1 protein-coding gene and 2 pseudogenes are annotated in these 3135 nt (G+C 67.1%); 2 read left to right on the forward strand and 1 reads right to left on the reverse strand.

The features are described 5' to 3' along the window. Positions 1-1558: pseudogene (locus BST27_RS33330) on the forward strand (PE family protein); the annotation flags it as partial. A gap of 96 nt (positions 1559-1654) precedes the next feature. Further along, positions 1655-2556 (forward strand): annotated as a pseudogene (locus tag BST27_RS29935) (IS110 family transposase). A gap of 288 nt (positions 2557-2844) precedes the next feature. On the opposite strand, the gene BST27_RS34255 reads toward BST27_RS29935, so the two are convergent. Beyond that, on the reverse strand, positions 2845-3135 hold a 291-nt coding region (locus tag BST27_RS34255), incomplete at its 5' end, for an integrase core domain-containing protein (protein ID WP_249025743.1).

The raw sequence follows: 3135 nt of genomic DNA on the forward strand, positions 1-3135 counted from the left end.
TGTCTGCTCGCCGCCGAATTGGCCGGCGAGTTGCACCCCAATGGGCAGCCCTTCTCGGGAGAGTGCAACAGGCAGTGGCGGTGCTGGTGGGGCCGGGGGCGCCGGTTCTGTAGCAAATGCAGGGGGCGATGCCGGTCGTGCAGGTGGTGTCGGTGGCGTCGGTGGTGCCGGCGGCAGCAGTTACGGGCTATTCAGCAAAGGCGGCGCCGGTGGTATTGGCGGCACTGGCGGTGATGGCGGTCATGGTGCCGATGGTGCGGCTGCCGTCACAGTGGGCAATGCTGGCGGTGCCGGCGGCGCGGGTGGTGACGCGGGCCTCGGCGGCGCAGGCGGCACCGGGGGCTTGTTCGGATCGGCCGGAGCGGCTGGCCATTCCGGTAACGGTGGTCACGGCGGCAACGGTGGTAACGGTAGTAGCGGTATCAATGGATCAAGCGCCGGTGCGGGACAAGTAGGCAACGATGGTTACGCCGGCGGCGCTGGCGGGGCCGGCGGTGCCGGCGGCAACGCCGGCCCTGGTGGCGCGAATGGAAACGGCGGAAATGGCGGCAACGGCGGCGACGGCGGCAACGGTAGTGGCGGCGGCGCGGCTAGCCCAGGCAGTGACGGTCTCGCCGGCGGCAATGGAGGTAATGGCGGTAACGCAGGCTTAGGTGGCGCAGCTGGTACCGGTGGCGTGGGCGGCACTGCCGGTAATGCAGGCGTGGGAGGCAACGGCGGTCACGGTGGTCTCGGCAGCGGTGGCGCCAACGCCGCAGACGGAGGAGTGCCTCAGGCGGGCAATAAGGGTGGCGTCGGCGGGGCTGGTGGAGCGGGTGGAGACTCCGGTCCTGGTGGAACCAACGGCAACGGTGGGCAAGGCGGCGCCGGTGGCACGGGTGGTAAGGGCAGCTCCTCTACAGCCGCCGGCGTTGTGGGAGGTGCCGGAGGTACCGGAGGCACCGGCGGTGCGGGGGGCGCTACTGGCGTGGGCGGCAAGGGTGGCGTAGCCGGCGCGGGTGGCGTAGGCGGCAAAGGCGGTGACGGAGGCAACGGCTGGGACAGTTTTACCACTTTTGACGCTACTGGCGCCGGAAATGGGGGTGAAGGCGGAGCTGGCGGCATTGGCGGTGCCGCGGCGGGAGGTGGAATCGCCGGAGACGGCGGAGCTGGTGGCAGTGGCGGCGACGCCGGTGCCGCGGGTAACGGTCTAAACCCTATTGAAGGTGGTAACGCCGGCAATGGCGGCAACGGCGGCAACGGCGGCAAGGGCGGCGACGGCGGTGCGGCGTATGGCGGAGGCTCCGCTGGAAGCGGTGGAGCTGGCGGTGCGGGCGGCGTCGCGTCGGCGGGAGGCACTTCGTTCAACGGCATCTCCGGCAACGGCGGCAACGGCGGCAACGGCGGCAACGGCGGCAACGGCGGCGACGTCGTTGGCAACAGCGGTTCCGTTGGTGGCGGTGGCACTGGCGGTAAGGGTTCTCTTGGCGCTAATGGTGGCGGCCCCGGCACCGTTCGCGGTACCGATGGTGCCGACGGCGCACAGGGCAGCGACGGGGTAATAGTGCCCGGAACCTAGACGATATGGGGTGAGCTGGGGCCTCGCTCACATGTGAACGTGGGTTGCCGACAGGGTGGTCCTGGCCGGTAGAGCCACAAGATGTGGGAGGCCCCAGTGAAGGTTCAGCGTACGAGTGTTGGTTTGGATGTGCACGCACGATCGGTGGTCGGGTGTGGGTTGGATGGGGATACCGGTGAGGTGTTCCAGCGCCGGTTGACCCCGGACTATCGGGAGATTCTGGAGTGGTTGGGGTCGCTGCCAGGGCGAGTCGCGGTGACGTATGAGGCCGGTCCGACCGGTTTCGGCCTGGCCCGATTCCTGACCGCCGCGGGGATCATGTGTTTGGTGGCGGCTCCGTCGAAACTGCAGCGTCCGGCTGGGGATCGGGTCAAGACCGATGCCCGTGATGCTGCGCATCTGGCGCGGTTGTTGCATTTGGGTCAGATCACCGAAGTCGCGGTCCCGGCACAGACTCAGGAAGCGGCCCGAGACCTGGCACGCGCCCGCGACGACTGTCGCGTCGATTTGATGAGTGCTCGGCAGCGGGTATCGAAACTGCTTCTGCGGCAGGGGATTGTCTATTGCGGCGGACAGGCCTGGACAGGCAAGCACGAAATGTGGCTGCGCGGGCAGCACTTCGACGACCCGGCACTAACACTGACCTTTGACGCGGCCGCTCGATCGGGGCCTACCTGGGTCTCGTGCCGTGTGAGTACTCCTCGGGCACGACCCGGGTCCAGGGCGGGCTGACCAAGACCGGTAACGGTCATGCCCGCCGGCTGCTGGTGGAGGCGGCCTGGCATCATCGCCCGCCGTATCGGCCCAGCCGTGATCTGCGGCGGCGCTGGGATCAAGCCCCGACCGGTGCACGGGAACGCGCCCATGCCGCCAACCATCGCCTGCATCACCGATGGACCAGTTTCGATGCGCGCAAGAAACATCGGGTGGTGGCCAACGCCGCGATCGCCCGCGAACTGGCCGGCTGGTGCTGGTCGTTGGCCGTCATGCCCGACTGAAGTACCCCACAGATGTCCAGATGAGTTCGTCGAAGGTGTCGGCAAGCGTCTCGGAGTGACCCGCGTCAGTACTATGAGCAAACATGTTGCCCTGCAACAGTTCACGCTCGATCCTAGACCCGCGTTCCACTCCGGCTCGAAATAACGTCCTGCTGGTAACCAACCCGCGCATTTCAGACTTGACAACGCGTCGACATCGACACGCTCGACACCTCAAAGCACGCTCAGCTGGCCAAAACAGGAGCGGTGTGACCCGTCCCGGCGAGTCCGGAGACTGTATTCGTTGAATCACCCTGCCTTTGGTGGGGTGCGTCTGTGATCGTAGTGGAGCTTCTCGACGGCCTCGGGGGTGAAGTCGTCGAGGTACTCGTGCGGGCGCTCGGTGTTGAACCACACCACCCACTCGGCGGTGGCCAACTCGACCTGGTTGACATCGCGCCATGGTCCTTGCTGGCGGATGACTTCGTTCTTGAACGACCCGACGGTGGTCTCGGCCAACGCATTGTCCCGAGTCGTCAACTGCGCTCCATCCGGTCGGTGATCAGCGAATCGTTCGGGTGACGCACCCGTTCCACCCGT

This window comes from Mycobacterium intermedium (assembly GCF_002086275.1).
GTDB classification, from domain to species: Bacteria; Actinomycetota; Actinomycetes; order Mycobacteriales; family Mycobacteriaceae; genus Mycobacterium; species Mycobacterium intermedium.